Consider the following 17,055-nt stretch of genomic DNA (forward strand, 5'->3'; position numbering starts at 1 on the left):
GGCGATGTTGTTCGACATGGAGACGCTGGAGGCTCAACAACGCTACAAGATATTGACGGCGACGGTGACCCCGCGGCCGATTGCCTGGGTGACGACGCTGTCCGAAGACGGTGTCATCAACGCGGCTCCCTACAGCTTCTTCAATGTGTTGGGGCACGAGCCGCCGACGCTTGCGATCGGGCTGCTCGCCGGGCCGGGGCGCTTCAAGGATACCGCGACGAATATTCTTGCGACCGGAGAGTTCGTTGTGAACCTGGTTTCCGAACAGAATGCCGCGGCCATGAACGTCACCTGCATCGATGCGCCGCCCGATATCGACGAACTCGCGCTGGCGGGCCTCACCGCCGCCGCGTCACATGCGATACGGCCGCCGCGCATTGCGGAGTCCCCAGTTTCCTTCGAATGCCGGGTGCTGAGCTCGATGGTGACGGGGCCGCGCCAGACGGCGGTGATCGGCCGCATCCTGTGCGCGCACGTGGATGGTGCGGCGGTTCAGGACAGGGAGCGCTGCCATATCGACACGCCTGCGCTGCGGTTGATCGGCCGCATGCATGGCAGCGGCTGGTATGCTCGCTGCACCGATCTGTTCCAACTCGACCGGCCGAGCTGGGCGGAGTGGCGACGAAACGCCGCGCCCCAACCGGATCAGGCGCCATGAACATGATGGCGCGCGCTGTCTCTTCCGATTGTGCTGCGGGCGCCGCACCTGCGACATTTGTTGCCCCGGCAACCGGAACTATAGTTCTTGCCTTCGGCGCCGTCTGCGAATTATGGTGCAGGCCGCTGGGGTATGGGCCGAAGGTTCTAATCGGAGCTTTCGGTTCGTGCTTGCTGTGGGCCGGAGATTTCGCGCACAAAATATCCGGGCTTACCGGGATTGACGAAGGCGCAGGCCTCGAGACGGCAGCCGCACTGGCTGGCGGAACAAAATAGATAATGAGGAGGGGAGTGAATATGAAAAAGACATTCTGGCTGGCGGGCGCAATGGCTCTGGCGCTGGCGCAGCCCGCGCTTGGCGCCGACAGCATCAAGATCGGTTTCGTCTCGACCTTCAGCGGCCCCACGGCCGCGATCGGCAACGACATGCGCAACTCGTTCGAACTGGCGCTCGACCATCTGGGCCGCAAGATAGACGGCAAGCCGGTCGAGGTGATCTATGAGGACGACGGCCAGAAGCCGGATGTCGGCAAGCAGAAGACCGAAAAGCTGATTCAGTCCGACAAGGTCGATTTCATCGTCGGCTACATCTGGTCGAACGTGCTGCTGGCCTCGCTGAAGACCGCGGTCGATTCCAAAACCTTCCTGATCTCGGCCAATGCCGGTCCCTCGCAGCTCGCCGGCGAATTGTGCTCGCCTTATGTGTTCTCGACCTCCTGGCAGAACGACCAGACGCCGCAGGCGATGGGCACCTACATGAACCAGAAGGGCGTCAAGTCGGTGTTCCTGATCGGCCCGAACTATGCCGCCGGCAAGGACATGCTGGCCGGCGTCAAGAGCACGTTCAAGGGCCAGGTAGTCGGTGAAGAATACACAGTGTGGCCAAGCCAGCTCGACTTCTCCGCCGAGCTCACCAAGGCCAAGAACTCCAAGGCCGAGTCGATCTTCGTGTTCTATCCGGGCGCTGCTGGCGTGCAGTTCCTCAACCAGTATGCGCAGGCCGGCATCAAGGCGCAGATCCCGCTCTATACGGCGTTCACCATCGACGAATTGTCGCTGCCGTTGCAGAAGGACAACGCGCTCGGCGTTCCCGGTGCGCAGCAATGGGTCAACGACCTGCCGAACCCCGAGAACAAGAAGTTCGTCGAGGACTACCGCAAGAAATATCCGAACCTGCGCCCGACCTTCTATGGCGCGCAATCCTATGATGCCGCGCAGCTGATCAACAGCGCGGTGGTTGCGGTCAAGGGCGACGTGACCAAGAAGGACGCGATGAAGGCCGAGATGGAGAAAGCCAACTTCAAATCGGTGCGCGGCTCGTTCAAATACGGCAAGAACCACATTCCGATCCAGAACTTCTATCTGCAGGACGTGGTCAAGGATGCCGACGGCCAGTTGGCGCTGAAGACGGTGGCCACCATCGTCAAGGACAGCCAGGATGGCTTCCACGATAAATGCCCGATGAAGTGATCGCGGGTTCTACCGACGCATGGTCCGCCAGAAATTGACGACTTGGCCAGAAACTTGGCAAGGATCATGCATCCAATAAGAAAATGGCGGCGGCGCAAACGCGCTGCCGCTGTTTTGTTTCGAGTTGAGGGGCATGATCGCGACCAACGCGTGGCGTTGACGCCAGTATCATGGAGAGGGCGCTAAGTTGGTTCTTGTCGAACAATCGCTGAACGGGTTGCAGTTCGGCCTGCTGCTGTTCCTGCTGGCGGCCGGGCTGACGCTGGTGTTCGGCATCATGGACTTCGTCAATCTGGCGCACGGCTCGCTCTACATGATGGGCGCCTATTTCGCCGCGACGTTCACCGCATGGACCGGAAGCTTCATCCTCGGCGTGCTGCTGGCGCTCGGCGCCACGCTGCTGCTCGGGATCGTGCTGGAATTCATCGCGCTCCGGCATCTCTACGGCCGCGACCACCTCGACCAGGTGCTGGCGACGTTCGGACTGATCTTGTTTTTCAATGACGCGGTGCGGCTGATCTGGGGCCCGGCCGGCCTCGCGCTGCCGCTGCCCGCCTGGCTGACCGTGCCGGTCCAGATCATCCCCGGCGTGTACTATCCGGCCTACCGGCTGTCGATCATCATCGTCGCGCTCGCTGTCGCCGCGCTGCTTTACGTCGTTGTGATGCGGACCCGGATCGGCATGCTGATCCGCGCCGGCGCCTCGAACCGCGAAATGATCGGCGCGCTCGGCATCAACATCAAACTGCTGTTCACGCTGGTGTTCGGCCTTGGCGCGGCGCTCGCCGGTCTTGCCGGACTGATGCAGGCGCCGATCCTCACCGTGCAGATCGGCATGGGCGAGAACATCCTCATCCTCGCCTTCGTCATCATCGTCATCGGCGGCATCGGCTCGATCCGCGGCGCGTTCCTGGCCGCGATCTTTGTCGGCATGATCGATACGCTTGGTCGTGCCTTCCTGCCTGATCTCTTGCGCATGGTGCTGAGTTCCGCCGCCGCCTCCACCGCCGCACCCGCGCTGTCGTCGATGCTGATCTATCTCTTGATGGCGATCGTGCTGGTGGTGCGGCCGGAGGGGCTGTTTCCGGCCGCCAAACGATGAAATTAAAAATCAATACAAGCAACGTCGTCGTGGCGCTGGTCGCCGCCGGGCTGGTCGTGCTGCCGCTCTATTCGCAGCTCACCGGCAACATCTTCATCCTGACGCTGTTCACGCGCATCATCATCTTCGCGCTGGCCGCGGCCAGCCTCAATCTCATCATGGGCTATGGCGGCATGATGAGCTTCGGCCATGCCGCCTATCTCGGCATCGGCGGCTATGCGGTCGGCATCCTCGCCTTTGAAGGCATCGGCTCCGGCTTCATCCAGTGGCCGGTGGCGCTGGTGGCGTCGGCGCTCTATGCGCTCGTGATCGGCGCGCTCAGTCTGCGCACCCGCGGCGTCTACTTCATCATGATCACGCTCGCTTTTGCCCAGATGGCCTATTACATCGCCTCGGGCATGTCGCGTTACGGCGGCGACGACGGCCTGACCATCTACAAGCGCAGCAATTTCGGCGGCCTGATCGACCTGTCGAACCGCGTGCAGTTCTATTACCTCTGCCTCGGCTGCCTGTTCGGCGGCATCTATCTGATCTGGCGGATCATCAACTCGCGCTTCGGCCTGGTGGTGCAGGGCATTCGTTCCAACGAGCAGCGCATGCAGGCGATCGGCTATCATGCCAACCGCTACCGGCTGGTCTGTTTCGTCATCTCCGGCACCATCTGCGGCCTGGCCGGCGCGCTGCTGGCGAACAACACCGACTTCATCAGCCCGGCCGGAATGTACTGGACCCGCTCCGGCGAGCTCATGGTGATGGTGGTGTTCGGCGGCATGGGCTCGCTGTTCGGTCCTGTCATCGGCACGATCTTCTTTCTGCTGCTGGAAGAGCTACTGTCGCAATTCACCGAATACTGGGCGCTGATCATGGGGCCGCTGCTGCTGCTGATCGTGCTGTTCGCGCGCGGCGGCATCATGGGCCTGCTCGGGAGGTTTAACCGTGGCTGATCCCTTGCTCCGCGTTGAAAACCTGGTGCGGCGGTTCGGCGGCATTCTCGCCACCGACAATCTGTCGCTCGACGTCATTCCTGGCGAGTTGCACGCCATCATCGGCCCCAACGGCGCCGGCAAGACCACGCTGATCAGCCAGTTGACCGGGCAATTGATGCCGAACTCAGGCACCATTGTTTTCGGCGGCCGCGACGTCACCGGGCTGCCGTCCTATGAGCGCAGTCGGCTCGGGCTGGCGCGCTCGTTCCAGATCACCTCGCTGCTGCCGAATTTTACCGCGGCCGACAATGTCGCGCTCGCAGCGCAAGCCCATGACGGCCACTCGTTCCGGTTCTGGGGCAATGCGCGCAAGGAAAAACCGCTGCGGGCCGCCGCGCAAGCCGCGCTGACGCGGGTCGGGCTCGGGGCGCGCGCCGACGTGCCGGTGTCCGAACTCAGCCATGGCGAACAACGCGAACTCGAGCTTGCGGTCGCGCTCGCCACCAAGCCGCAATTGCTGCTGCTCGACGAGCCGATGGCGGGGCTCGGCGTCACCGAGTCGGCGCGCATGGTGGCGCTGCTGAAGGAATTGCGCAAGGAAGTCACCATCGTGCTGGTCGAGCATGACATGGAGGCGGTGTTCGCGCTCGCCGACCGCATCACCGTGCTCGTCTACGGCCGCGTCATCGCGTCGGGCGATCCCGATGCAATCCGCCACAACGACGAAGTCAAGCGCGCCTATCTCGGCGATCAGCACGTGGTGGTCGCTCATGGCTGAAACTCTGCTCGAAATTGATGGCATCGAAACCTGCTATGGCCTCAGCCAGGTGCTGTTCGGCCTGTCGCTGAAGGTTCGGTCGGGCGAAATGGTCGCGCTGATGGGCCGCAACGGCATGGGCAAGACCACGACCATCCGCTCGATCATGGGCATGACGGCGGCGCGTGCCGGCACCATCCGTTTCGGCGGGCAGGAGGTTCGCAGCCTGCCGTCGTACAAGATCGCAAAACTCGGCATCGGCCTGGTGCCGGAAGGCCGCCAGATCTTTCCGAACCTCACCGTGTACGAAAACCTGGTCGCGGCTGCCGGCAATCGCGCCGGCAACTCCGATCCCTGGACCATCGAAAAGATCCACGCGCTGTTTCCGCGCCTCGCCGAGCGCGGCGGCAACATGGGCGTGACGCTGTCCGGCGGCGAGCAGCAGATGCTCGCGATCGGCCGCGCGCTGATGACCAATCCGAAGCTCTTGATCCTCGACGAAGCCACCGAAGGCCTGGCGCCCCTGATCCGCGAGGAAATCTGGAGCTGCCTGTCGATGCTCAAGGGCCGTGGGCAATCGGTGCTGGTGATCGACAAGAACGTCGCCAACCTCTCCCGCATCGCCGACCGGCATTACATCATCGAGCGGGGACGCACGGTGTGGAGCGGCACGTCGGAGCAGTTGATCGCCGAGCCGGATTTGCAGCACCGCTATCTGGGGATTTGAGGGGAGTCCGCGCGCGAACTCCCTCAAGCTTCAATGATCAGATCAAAGTACAGGGGTGTTTCGGTAACCCGGCTGATAAACTCTTGCCAACCGGCCGCCCCGGCGCCGACCGGGCCGGCTGGCAGGTTCGAGTCCGTTTGCAGAACGCGACCACCGGCCTTTTCGACCAACGCCTGCTTGATGGCGGGCAGCGGGTGATTCCAGTCGGGCTTGGGCTTTTGGTGCGCCCACGCCTCGACCGCGGTAATCATCGCGACAAATTCGGTTGCGCTATCGCCCTTCGCCATCACGGCAAGATTGGCCCGACCCGACCCGACTTTTCCCTTTAGCGTTGCGTTGTGGCTGCCGTGGTGCCCGACCTTGTAGAGCACGGTGCGCTCGAGCAGGTCGGTCGCCGTAACCGTCTTGCCGCCATCGTCGAATTCGCCGTCGGTCCAGGATCGCCAGTTTCCCGCTTGAGCGTCTCCGACAAACAGCAGCACTTTGCCGTTCTTCGATAGTTCGAACGCAAGGACGAGGCTCGCATTGTTGGTGGCATTGTTCATGGCGAGCGCCAGCGCGCCGGCATCCATCGCGTCATCCGCCGTCATCCGGCGCCAAACCGCGTTGGACGAGATTTCCTTGCCATCACCGGGTTCCGGAACCGGACTGCTCCCGTAGCGTTTTTCAAAAAAGTCACCGAATTTGTCGTCCGTGAACGCCTGGTCGAGCGGAAGCGCGTGGCGGCGCGGGAACGGCGACGTTGTTGGACCGGCTGGCGTGCCTCCCGCACCAGCTGCGGCCATTTCATGGCCGAAGTTCTCGTCCCCAATTGGGTCGAGGTCGTCGATTTTGTCGATGTCGCGCGGCGGACCAAGCACAAAGGCGCGCGCGCCGTTCGCACCGGGAATCGGGCGGATTTTCTCATGGGGATAGAGATATTCCGGATCTTGCGGTGCGCATTCGCGCAGGTATTTCATCGCGACCTTGTTCGCCGACTTGGCGGGGTCCTTTCCGCCAGCGGCGGCATGCGCCAAGCCGTTGTACTTCTCGGCCTCCTCTCCCAGTTCGAATTCCAGGTACCAGTCGAGCTCGCCTGCCGCGGCGTTGTTTCCAAGCCCCATGAGATTGGCGCGCTCATCGATCAGTCCGAGCAGCCGGTCCTTGAACTTCTTCCGCAATTGATTTGCGACATCGTCGTCCGGGTTTTCGGTCCACGCGAACCAGACCTTGCCGACCTTGAGGTCGGGAAAGTTGGTCGATGTGAGCCCATTGACGTGATCCTGATGTTCGTGCGTGACGATGGCGACATCGACGAAGCCGCCGGTGGTTTCGAGGATGTTCGCGCCGATATCCGCTACCTTCGTCGGCGGCTTGAGTTTAGCGGGTGACCCCGGCTTGTAGCCGCAATCGATGAGCGCATACGCCGGCTTGTCCGGGTTATCGCCGGCGAACGCGATCAGGAAGCAATCCCCGTGACCAATGCGGTACATGCGAACCGCGGCGCCGCCGGGCGGTGGCTTGAGCGTCGAATTGACGGCAGCGGTCGCGGGCGCATCAGGCGCCGGCTTTTTTGCCTTTTTCTTGCTTGCGACCTTTTTGGCCTTTTTGGCCTTCTTGGTTTTCTTAGGCGCTTTCTTGGCTGCAGCTTTTTTGGCCGTCGTTTTCTTGGCCATGATTCAGTCCCCGGCGTGCGAATGAAGGAGCGCGAACGGTTCGGCGCTCGCGCTAAACCGGGCCGCTGTGGGTTCAAAGGCGTTGGGCGGGGACAGCCCGTTGAGCAGGTAGTGCCGCATGCGGTCGAGCTCGTCCTCGTTGTCCACGGTGCCAGGCGTGCGGATCACGCGCCGAATCTGCGTTCCTGCCGGATCAATCAGGAGGGTGCAGCCGGCGCGGTATTTGAAATCTCGCTCGGCATCGGCCCACGCGCCTGGCGTCGCGTCCTTGTCTTTCTGCTTTTCCTTGTCGAAGAAACCGGCGCGCCATTGCGTTACCGCGACGACCATGTGCTGCTCAGGCCAGCCGAGCGGTCCGCGTTTCATGGCGGTGCGCACGGCGTGGATCTCGACATTGGCCTGGTTCGTATTGCGTTGGCGCGCGGAGATCGTCTTGGGCAGATTATCGACCTGAACCACCAGACCAAGCGCATCGGTCATCCATCTGTAGCCTTCGTCCAGCAGCCAGGAATGGAATGTGGCCGCCTGCCTGTCGGCATCGACCCATATATCGAAACGCGGCATCTGCAGGCCGGCCGGAGTCAAAATGCCGGATGAGGGTGCCATTGACTGCTCGGGGGCCGCGCGCGATGCCTTCCGTTGATAGGCTGGATCGTCGCTGCTCGGCGCGGCTTGACTGAACATTTTCTTCATCGCATTCCGGCTGAGCGTCTCTTCCGCGATGTAGTCACCCTTGGAAACCTTGACGCGTTCCTTCACTAGCTCCGTCTCGGTCGGCCAGAGCAGGCTGTCCTCTGCCATCGAGCGTGCGCCGCGCGGCGATATTCCCCATTCGCGGAAGCTTTCGATGAAAGCCAGTCGCCAGTGCTCTCGGTCTACCGGATTCATGTCGTGGTCGGCCGTCACGATCGCGCGCAAATAGCCGCCGAACGTAATCCCGACGGGCGGGCAATAATCGATGGCACGAATGCACATCTGCAAGGCCCGGTCCGCGCAAAGCTGAGCTTCGTCGGCGAGGCGGTTGACGAGATCGGGATGGATGTCGCCTTCGCGCAGAACCCCGGTGCCTTCGGTGGCGATCCGGAACAGGTCCCGCGTCCGCGCCTGGTAAACCCTGGTGAAAGCGCCGAAGACAGCCGCAACCAGGATGGCGCCGCGATCATGTGGCTCAGACGTTTCGTCAAGCATTGCCGGATCGGGCCTTATCGGTTCCCAGACGCCCTTCACTTCCTTGCCGAGATAGCTGCGCAGCGCATCGCCGCGCCCCGACGCCAAGGCAAACTGCTGCGCGAGCTGGCCCAGTACGCTTTGGCGGACGAGGTCGCCGCGTGTGCGTGCAATCTGGTCGCGCAATACGCCCGGGTAGGAAAAATGCTGGAACAGCGCCACGATGTCGGCGAAAGCCTCGTGAAAGGCCAGCACGTCCTCGTTGACCGGCTCGCTAAAGCGCGGGTGCACGCCGTCGAGCAGGGCATGCGTCGTCTCGTGAGCGATGATGTCATGCGAAAGACAGGTGAATACCGTCGTGCCCGGGGTGTTCTTCTTGTCTTTTGCTTTAGTCGAGAAATATCCGAACAGCAGTGCCTTCTTCTGCGGACTGTAGAAGGCATTCTGCTGGCGTAGCGCGTGCGGGTAAATGCGCAGGCGGGGCACGTAGTTTTCCTCGTAGTCGCTGTTTGCGGCCCGCGCGCGCGGAGACCAGAGTGCTTTCCGTCCCAGAGCGCGTTCGAAATGTTCGATCGTCTTCATCGCGACCGCGTAACACATCTGTTGATGGAAGCGGGGGTCGGATTCCGATGGTTGAAGTCCGTCGGTCGCGAGCAGCGCGGGCGCGTTGAGGTCGACAGGCGTATAGGCGACACCGCTGCCTGGATCGATATCGATCACCTCAATGTATTCGCCGACCGGGCCTTTCTCCAAATTGTCTTCCCAAGGGATTTCGATCGTGATGCCGCTCATTCCAGCGAGATCGTAGCGCGCAGCGAGTGCCGGATCGAACGAGAATATTCGCAAACGCCGCGTGTTGGGGCGAGGATAGTCTTGCACGGCCGCGGTCCCTTGGATTGTTGATGCTTGTCGTTGCGTTAGCTCGCTGCGTTGGCCTGTTGTCACCCGGAGTATAGAAATTGTATGGATACCCGTCAAGATTGTATTCGGGCAATGCTTGAGGCGACGCCGTCAAGCGCGACAATAAGGGGCCGATTGCGTAAGCAAGATGAATTGCTTCGTCGCTGCGCGCCTTGCGCAAACGCTGAGGATTTGTCGCAGGCAATGACGGAGTATGCTGTCAATCGCTTGCCCTGGGCCACGTCTCCATGAACCCCGACGCCGACCGCATCATCGGACTCTATCAACGCCACGCCCGCGCCTGGGCGCAGGACCGCGGCAACCGGCTGATGGAGCGCGCGTGGCTCGACCGGTTTGGCGCGCTGCTGCCGGCCGGAGCTTCCGTGCTCGACATCGGCTGCGGCTCAGGTGAGCCGATCGCCCGTTACCTCATCCAGCAGGGATGTCATGTCACCGGTGTGGATTCGTCGCCGGAACTGATTGCCCTGTGCAGGGCGTCTTTTCCGGATCTTGCGTGGCACGTCGCCGACATGCGCACGCTCGCCCTCACGCGGCGCTTCGACGGTTTGCTGGGATGGGATAGTTTCTTCCACCTCTGTCCCGATGACAGCGCCGGATGTTTGCCATCTTCCGGGATCATGCTGGGCCGCGCGCGGCATTGATGTTCACGAGCGGTCCGGCGCATGGCGAAGCGATCGGGAGCTACAGGGGCGAGCCGCTCTATCATGCCAGCCTGGACGCCACTGAGTACCGCGTGCTGCTCTGCGCGAATGGTTTCGACGTGGTGGCGCATGTCGTCGAAGATCCGGACTGCGGCGGTCATACGGTCTGGCTGGCGCAACTCACCTAGCGCGGTCGGCTGGCCCACGCTGCGCGCAGGTCAGCCAGAACGATCCCGCACATGCCAGGTGGGCCCGGGATTGTTGGAAGATGACGAACGCTGGTATATTCTTTTCCGTCAAACCGACGTGTTCTCTCGGGGCCGCGTGCCGTCAAACCCTCAAGCCGGATCGTGACCTCCATCAGGCCAAAGTATGTCCAACAATGTATTCAATTGCCTTCCTGTTGACCGGCAGGTTTTCACGATTGTCGGCGCCGCGACCACCGCGCCGCAATGCGACGTTGAGCACCGCTTGCTCCTGATCTAGCCTAGGGCTGCGCGATGTCCCTCGATGCTTCCGCCGCGTTGCGATCTGGTTTGCCGGTCCGGCCGACCGGCGCTTCCCGCAAGAGCGTGCCGCTTGTGCTCTTCTTTTTTTCCATGAGCTTCATTGTTGCGGCCTGGTACTGGCTGGCGGCGCCGGTGCTGCTGGATCATGCGCTGATTGATCCCGCCAGAAAGCTCGACTGCGTGTCCTACGCGCCGTTCCGGAGCGGGCAGACACCGTGGAATTCCAACATCATCATCAGCCCGGAGCAGATTGCGGAAGATCTCGGCCAGTTGGCCGGGATATCGAACTGCATCCGCACCTACTCGGTCGAGAACGGGCTCGACAAGGTGCCTCAGCTGGCGTCGAAGGTCGGGCTGAAAGTCATTCTCGGTATTTGGCTCGGACGCGACCGCGTGAAGAACGCAACGCTGATCGACACCGCGGTATCGCTGGCCAAGGATTATCAGGGGACCGTGACCTCCGTCATCGTCGGCAGCGAGGTGCTGCTCCGGGGTGAAATGACGGTGGCAGACCTTCGCGAAATCCTCCGCTCGGTCAGGTCGCGTATCACGACGCCGATAACCTACGCCGATTCCTGGGATTACTGGCTGCGCTACCGCGAGATGGCGGCCGACGTCGATTTCGTCACGGTCCACATGTTGCCGTTCTGGGAAGATGAGCCGATCCGAGCCGAAAACGCGGCGGCACATGTCATCGATATCTACCACAAGGTGGCGCAGGCGTTTCCCGGCAAGGAAATCCTGATCGGGGAGGCGGGCTGGCCGAGCAAGGGACGCATGCGGGAGGTCTCGCTGCCGTCACGCATCAATCAGGCCCGCTTCGTTTCCGAACTGCTCGACCGGGCCGGCCGAGAAAAAATCCGCGTCAATCTGTTTGAGGCCTACGACGAATCATGGAAGCGCCAGTGGGAAGGCACGGTCGGCGCCCATTGGGGCCTTCTCGACGGCGATAGCCGTCAGATCAAGCATGCGCACGGAGCGGCCGTCAGCAATTATCCGTTCTGGAGGCTGCAACTGGGAGCCGGCCTTGCTTTCGGCATTTGTGTCTTTGCCGTTGCATTGTTGACGCTTTGGCGTCGGCGGACGGCGACAGGATTGGCGCCGTGGCTGGCCGTGTCGGCGTGCGCGACGACAGGCGGAATCCTGCTGGGGTTGGGTGCCGAAAAGGCCTTTTATGAAAACTATGGCGTCGCCGGTCTGCTGAACCAGGGATGGCTTCTGACCGCGGCCATCGCGCTGCCGCTGCTGTGCGCCAACGCGTTGATGGCCGGACGGCCATTGCCGTCCTTCCGGGAATTGCTCGGCCCGCGCGAAGGCTGGCCCTCGTCATTGCCTGTGCTGGTCCTGGGCGTTGTGCTGATGGTCACCACGCTGATCACCGTAGAGGTCGCGCTCGGCCTTGTGTTCGATCCGCGTTCGCGGGATTTCCCGTTCGCCAGCGTGACCATGGCGGCTGTGCCGGTCTGGACGGTGGCGCTGCTCTGCCGTCGAAAGTCAGACAACGGCGTCACCGCCGAGGCGGTGTTTGCAGGCCTGCTCGTGGCGGCTGCGCTTTTCCTCTTTTTCAATGAGGGTGTTCACAACTGGCAGTCGCTGTGGACGGCAGCGGCGTTCGTTCTGTTTGGCGCCGCGCTGTCGCCGCCGCGTTTCGTTGCTGTGTCGAGCGCGCTACCGAACATGCCGTTCGTGTTCCGGAAGACGCTTCGCAAGCAACAACTCGCCGTACAACCGGTCGCCGTCGCTTCCCTGCCGCCGCCAAAGCCGCAGGCCGGCGGCGGCGGCTTCGTTGCGGCGACGTCAAAGGTCGAATGCGACAAATAGCTGTGTGCTGAAGAGGGCTCTGGTCCGGGAACGAACGCATGTGGTCGAACAGATTTTCCCGGCGCCGTTTGGGCAAGCTTGCAGGATGGGCGGCGCTCGGCCTGTCGACGGGATCGGTCAAGTCAGCGGATGCACAAAGCAGTTCCAGCGGCCAGAAACCCAGCGCGGCCTTCCCGGCTGATTTTAGATGGGGCACCGCGACCTCGTCGTATCAGATCGAAGGCGCCGTCAACGAGGACGGCCGAGGGCCGTCGATCTGGGATCGTTTTGCGCACACGCCCGGAAAAATTGCCGATCACAGCACTGGCGACGTCGCTGACGACCACTTTCATCGCTACAAGGACGACGTCCAGTTGATGAAGGCGCTGGGGACGAAGACCTACCGCTTCTCGATCGCGTGGCCTCGCGTTTTTCCCGAAGGAACAGGCACGCCCAATCCGAAGGGCCTCGATTTCTACAACCGGTTGCTCGACGAGCTGCTGGCAAACGGCATCGAGCCGTTTGCCACCCTGTATCATTGGGATTTACCCCAGGCGCTGCAGGACCGCTTCGGCGGCTGGGTGTCGCGCGACACGTCGAAAGCCTTTGCGGATTACTCGGGCTATGTCGCCGAGCGCCTGAGCGACCGCGTCAAGCACATCTTCACGATCAACGAATGTTCGAGGCTGGTTCATCTCGGCCATGGCCTTGGCCTCGACGCGCCGGGCCTGAAACTGTCGCTAGGCGAACAGAACCAGGTTCGTCACCACGTTGCCCTTGGGCACGGCCTTTCCGTGCAGGCGATCCGGGCACACGCCAGGGCCGGAACCAAAATCGGCCTCGCCGAGAACATGGTCAACTGCATCCCCGCGATCGAGACGCCGGCGAACATCCGCGCCGCCGAGATCGCCGTGCGCGAGCTCAACGCCGGTTATCTGACCGCGATCCTCGAAGGAAAATTCACCGACGCCTATCTGGCGCAGCCCGACGCCCCGAAACACACCGCCGACGATCTCAGCATCATTTCGTCGCCGATCGACTTCGTCGGGCTGAATGTCTACACGCCCGACCATTACGTCGTGGCCGCTGACAATTCGCGCGGCTATACGCTGGCGCCGTTTCCGGCATCGTTCCCGCATATGGATGCGTCCTGGCTGAGGATCGGTCCGGAGGCGCTGTACTGGGCGCCGCGTCACGCGGCGAAGATCTGGGGCGTGAAGTCGATCTACATCACCGAGAACGGGACGTCGTCGACGGATCAGCCGGCCGCGGACGGCAACATCTATGACGTCGACCGGGTCATGTATCTGCGCAACTATCTGTTCCATCTGCAGCGCGCGACGTCGGAGGGCGTCCCGGTGGCCGGCTACTTCCTGTGGAGCCTGATCGACAATTTCGAATGGATGGACGGCTACCAGAAACGCTTCGGAATCTACCACGTCGACTTCAACACCCAGCGCCGCACGCCGAAACTGAGTGCGTCGTTCTATCGGGAGGTTATCAAGCAGAATGCGGTGGTGTGAGGGGACTCACTGTCGTCCCGGCGAAGGCCGGGACCCATACCGCGTGATCTATCCGTGAAAGTGACGGCGTCAGATACTTTTTACAACAATGACCGCCGCGGCGTATGGGTCCCGGCCTTCGCCGGGACGACGCGAGACTGTTGTCTAAAACATCTCGAAATATTCGCGATGTTCCCATTCCGAGACCTCGGCCTGGAAGCGTTCGATCTCGGCGTTCTTGATGTGGACGTAATAGTCGACGAACTCTTTTCCGAACGCTTGACGAAAAAACGGATCGTCGCTGAGCGCGGTCACCGCTTCGCGCAGCGTCTTCGGCAACAGCGCCGCCTTGGTCTCATAGGGCGTGTCGGCTGACGGGCCAGGATCGAGCTTGCGGTCGACGCCATCGAGCCCTGAGAGAATCTGCGAGGCCATGTAGAGATAGGGATTGGCGGCGGGTTCGCCGATACGATTTTCCAGACGTGTCGCAGCATCATTGGGGCCGCCGAGCACGCGGATCATGACGCCGCGGTTGTCGCGGCCCCAGATCGCCCGATCCGGCGCCAGCGAATAGGTGCGGTAGCGCTTGTAGCCGTTGATGGTCGGCGTCGTGAACACGGCGGAGGCGCGGGCGTGGGCCAGCAGTCCCGCGAGATAGTTGCGCGCAAACGGGCTCAGTACCTCGCTGCCTTCCGTGGTCATGAACGCGTTGTCGCCGCTGGCGCGCGATACGATGGATTGATGCAGATGCCAGCCGGACGCGAACACGTTCGGCAGTTTGGGCCGGCACATGAAGGTGGCGTGATAGCCGTGGCGCCGGGCGACCTGTTTTACGGCGCTGCGAAACAGCACCATGTTGTCGGCGGGTGTCAGCCCCCTGGTCGGCGCAAAGGTGAATTCGCATTGGCTCGGGCCGAACTCGACCTCGACCGACCGCAGCGGCAGGCCGAGCGCCAGCACGTCGCGCCGGATGATTTCCAGCACCGGCTCCATCTGGTCGTAGCGCTGCTCGGTCAGATACTGATAGCCGTGCGACAGCAGGCTCACCGAAGGCGGCTGACCGGGCTGCCCGGCATCCTCCGGCGCCATGTGCGCGTCTTCGAGCTTGAAGATGTGAAACTCGACCTCAAGCCCGGCAACGAAATCGTAGCCGCGCTGGCCGAGTTGATCGAGCACCCCGCGATAGAGATGCCTTGTCGCGAACGGCACCGGGCGGCCATCGCTGAAATAGATGTCGCAGAGCAGCCAGCCGGTCGTCGGCGCCCATGGCAGCACGCGGAACGTGGTGGGATCCGCAACCATCAAGACGTCGGCGGCGCCCTCCATCTCGCGCATGCCAAAACCGCCGCCGGACGTGAACACCGGAAACACCGTGCGGTGCGAGGTGTCCTTGGCGAGCATGGTGGTGGTAATGGAGCAGCCACTCTCCAGCGAGGCCAGCGCCTCGCTTGCGACCAGCGTCTTGCCGCGCAAAATGCCGTGCTGGTCCGGGAACGACAGCCGGATGACTTCGAGTTTTTGCTCTTCGACAATGCGGCGCAGGCGGCTTGCCGCCTCCTTCTGCTCCGCCGACCACAGGCCGTGACGCTCCACGAAACTCAACGCGTCACTCCCTTTCTCCTCCCTCGCCCGCTTGCGGGGAGAGGGGCGGGGTGAGGGGGACTCTCCGCGAAGCCGGTGCGAATTGAAGGACCTGTACCCCCTCACCCGGATCGCAAGAGCGATCCGACCTCTCCCCGCAAGCGGGGAGAGGTGAACCGAAACCTCGGCGTCTGCTCAATTTCAGCAAATCCATCACTCAGCCGCCGTCAGATGCCGGATCTTGTCCGATATCTCGCCCGGCACCGGCGCGGCCCATGGCGCGCCGCGGCGGCGTTTGACGTCGACTTCCATCCAGTAGATTTCCCAGCCCCGAGTCGGCCCGATGCCGTCCATAGTGGCGGGGCCCTGGATGCTGCGCGCGCGGGACGGGTCGAGGAACATGAACGGCTTCTCGCCGCCGGAGACCTTTTCGATCTCCTGCCGCAGCAGGCGGCGATATTGCACGATCGCCTTGTCTGAGGTGCCGAGATGTTCGTTGGTGCGATCCTGGATCGCGCCCATTGACTCCACCGCCCACTGGTCGTGCACGTTGATGTCGGCGCCCATGCCGGTATAGGTCTCGGTCGCCTGCTCGTGCGGATCGAATCCGTAATCGTTCGATCTGTTCTTGCGCGATTTGTAATCGGGCAATTCATAGAGTTCGAGGCGCTGGTCGCGCATCTTCTTCTTGTCGACCGGCGTCGTGTAGGAAGTGAAGATCGCGAACCAGTAGCAGTTCTCGTCGTCGACCGGCACATGCCACTGCGTGATCGTCATCTCCTGGCTCATCGGGATGACGAAGCCGTGCGGGAACAGCTGGTTGGTGACGCGCACATGGGTGCGCTCCTCGTCGATCTCGCGCAGTGCGATCAGCCGCAGGCCATATTCGGTGTGCTCGACATTGATGATCGGGTTGTCGTATTCGCGCAGGATTTTGGTCATCGGCATGTCTGACCCGGCGGACGCGCCGCGGAACTGCTTGCCGTAGGAAGCCGAAGTATCCTCATCCTCGAAGAAGCGATGCAGGAACGAGGCGTGCGCCGGATCGATGCCGACTTCGAGCGCCTGCAGCCAGTTGCAATTGATGTGGCCCTTGAACGCAAACGTATGGCTGTCGGGCGCGATGAAGCAGTCGATCTCAGGAAACGCCGGCGGCTCGCCTTCGCCGAGGTAAGCCCAGAGGATGCCGCTCTTCTCGACCACGGGGTACGAGCGCTGCTTGATGCCCTTGCACAGGTTCGAGCCCTTCGGCTCCGCCGGCGTCTCGATGCACTGGCCCGTCGTGTCGAACAGCCAGCCATGGAACGCGCAGCGCAGTCCGCCATCCTCTAACCGGCCGAACGCGAGGTCGGCGCCGCGATGGGCGCAATGACGGTCGATCAGGCCGTAGCGGCCGTTCTCGTCGCGGAACAGCACGAGGTTTTCGCCGAGCAGCTTGACGGCTTTGACCGGCCGCGGCCCCTGCAACTCGTCGACCAGTGCGACCGGTTGCCAGTACATCCGCATCAGTTTCCCGCAGGGGTCCTTTGCCCCGGTGCGGGTGATCAGGTCGTTCGCTTCCTGGCTCATCATGGCGTTCAGCCCTTTCGTCAGAGGCAGTTTGTTCGCCTATTGAACGAATGGGCGAATTATGCCATGAC

Annotated in this window: 14 protein-coding genes; 10 read left to right on the plus strand and 4 right to left on the minus strand. The window is 62.4% G+C overall.

Going from position 1 to position 17,055, the window contains the following annotated elements:
• Positions 1-4: 4 nt before the first annotated feature.
• The 6 genes from JQ597_RS24590 (at position 5) to JQ597_RS24615 (ending at position 5,639) form a co-directional block, all read left to right on the plus strand.
• Positions 5-658 carry a flavin reductase family protein gene (locus JQ597_RS24590; protein WP_212267471.1) on the plus strand — a complete coding sequence of 218 codons (654 nt, stop codon included), beginning with the start codon at positions 5-7 and terminating at the stop codon, positions 656-658.
• 296 nt (positions 659-954) lie between these two features.
• The gene (locus JQ597_RS24595) at positions 955-2,127 is read left to right on the plus strand and encodes an ABC transporter substrate-binding protein (protein WP_212267474.1); all 1,173 of its coding nucleotides are present in this window, start codon (positions 955-957) and stop codon (positions 2,125-2,127) included.
• A 187-nt stretch (positions 2,128-2,314) separates the two neighbouring features.
• Positions 2,315-3,229 carry a branched-chain amino acid ABC transporter permease gene (locus JQ597_RS24600; RefSeq protein ID WP_212267477.1) on the plus strand — a complete coding sequence of 305 codons (915 nt, stop codon included), beginning with the start codon at positions 2,315-2,317 and terminating at the stop codon, positions 3,227-3,229.
• Complete coding sequence (locus tag JQ597_RS24605) at positions 3,226-4,173, plus strand: branched-chain amino acid ABC transporter permease (RefSeq protein WP_212267480.1); 948 nt, start codon at positions 3,226-3,228, stop codon at positions 4,171-4,173. Before JQ597_RS24600 ends, JQ597_RS24605 begins: the two co-directional genes overlap by 4 nt.
• Positions 4,166-4,933: an ABC transporter ATP-binding protein gene (locus JQ597_RS24610; RefSeq protein WP_212267484.1), complete on the plus strand. Its 768-nt coding sequence runs from the start codon at positions 4,166-4,168 to the stop codon at positions 4,931-4,933. The genes JQ597_RS24605 and JQ597_RS24610 overlap by 8 nt, the downstream gene beginning before the upstream one ends.
• Positions 4,926-5,639, plus strand: coding sequence for an ABC transporter ATP-binding protein (locus JQ597_RS24615; protein ID WP_212267486.1), 714 nt, complete (start codon positions 4,926-4,928; stop codon positions 5,637-5,639). The genes JQ597_RS24610 and JQ597_RS24615 overlap by 8 nt, the downstream gene beginning before the upstream one ends.
• A gap of 23 nt (positions 5,640-5,662) precedes the next feature.
• Here the strand turns inward: JQ597_RS24615 and JQ597_RS24620 are convergent, their stop codons facing one another.
• Positions 5,663-7,294 (minus strand): ComEC/Rec2 family competence protein, encoded by a 1,632-nt coding sequence (locus JQ597_RS24620; protein ID WP_212267488.1) that lies wholly within the window; start codon positions 7,292-7,294, stop codon positions 5,663-5,665.
• Positions 7,295-7,297: 3 nt separating this feature from the next.
• Positions 7,298-9,253 carry a gluzincin family metallopeptidase gene (locus tag JQ597_RS24625; RefSeq protein WP_212267490.1) on the minus strand — a complete coding sequence of 652 codons (1,956 nt, stop codon included), beginning with the start codon at positions 9,251-9,253 and terminating at the stop codon, positions 7,298-7,300.
• 356 nt (positions 9,254-9,609) lie between these two features.
• On the opposite strand from JQ597_RS24625, the gene JQ597_RS24630 reads away from it, so the two are divergent.
• The 4 genes from JQ597_RS24630 (at position 9,610) to JQ597_RS24640 (ending at position 13,855) form a co-directional block, all read left to right on the plus strand.
• A complete protein-coding gene (locus tag JQ597_RS24630) occupies positions 9,610-10,023 on the plus strand; it encodes a class I SAM-dependent methyltransferase (RefSeq protein WP_312011817.1) in 414 nt (137 codons plus the stop codon).
• Positions 10,023-10,211: a hypothetical protein gene (locus JQ597_RS38320; protein WP_312011819.1), complete on the plus strand. Its 189-nt coding sequence runs from the start codon at positions 10,023-10,025 to the stop codon at positions 10,209-10,211. Before JQ597_RS24630 ends, JQ597_RS38320 begins: the two co-directional genes overlap by 1 nt.
• A 312-nt stretch (positions 10,212-10,523) precedes the next feature.
• Positions 10,524-12,353: a glycoside hydrolase family 17 protein gene (locus JQ597_RS24635; RefSeq protein WP_212267492.1), complete on the plus strand. Its 1,830-nt coding sequence runs from the start codon at positions 10,524-10,526 to the stop codon at positions 12,351-12,353.
• Positions 12,354-12,391: 38 nt separating this feature from the next.
• Positions 12,392-13,855 (plus strand): GH1 family beta-glucosidase, encoded by a 1,464-nt coding sequence (locus tag JQ597_RS24640; protein WP_212267493.1) that lies wholly within the window; start codon positions 12,392-12,394, stop codon positions 13,853-13,855.
• A 144-nt stretch (positions 13,856-13,999) separates the two neighbouring features.
• Here JQ597_RS24640 and JQ597_RS24645 read toward each other — a convergent pair whose 3' ends face one another.
• Both JQ597_RS24645 and JQ597_RS24650 read right to left on the minus strand, forming a co-directional pair.
• Positions 14,000-15,436, minus strand: a complete 1,437-nt coding sequence (locus JQ597_RS24645) for a glutamine synthetase family protein (protein WP_212267494.1) — start codon at positions 15,434-15,436, stop codon at positions 14,000-14,002.
• Positions 15,437-15,628: 192 nt separating this feature from the next.
• A complete protein-coding gene (locus JQ597_RS24650; protein WP_212267497.1) occupies positions 15,629-16,987 on the minus strand; it encodes an aromatic ring-hydroxylating dioxygenase subunit alpha in 1,359 nt (452 codons plus the stop codon).
• Positions 16,988-17,055 lie beyond the last annotated feature (68 nt).

The organism is Bradyrhizobium sp. AUGA SZCCT0177 (genome assembly GCF_018130125.1).
Classification (GTDB): domain Bacteria; phylum Pseudomonadota; class Alphaproteobacteria; order Rhizobiales; family Xanthobacteraceae; genus Bradyrhizobium.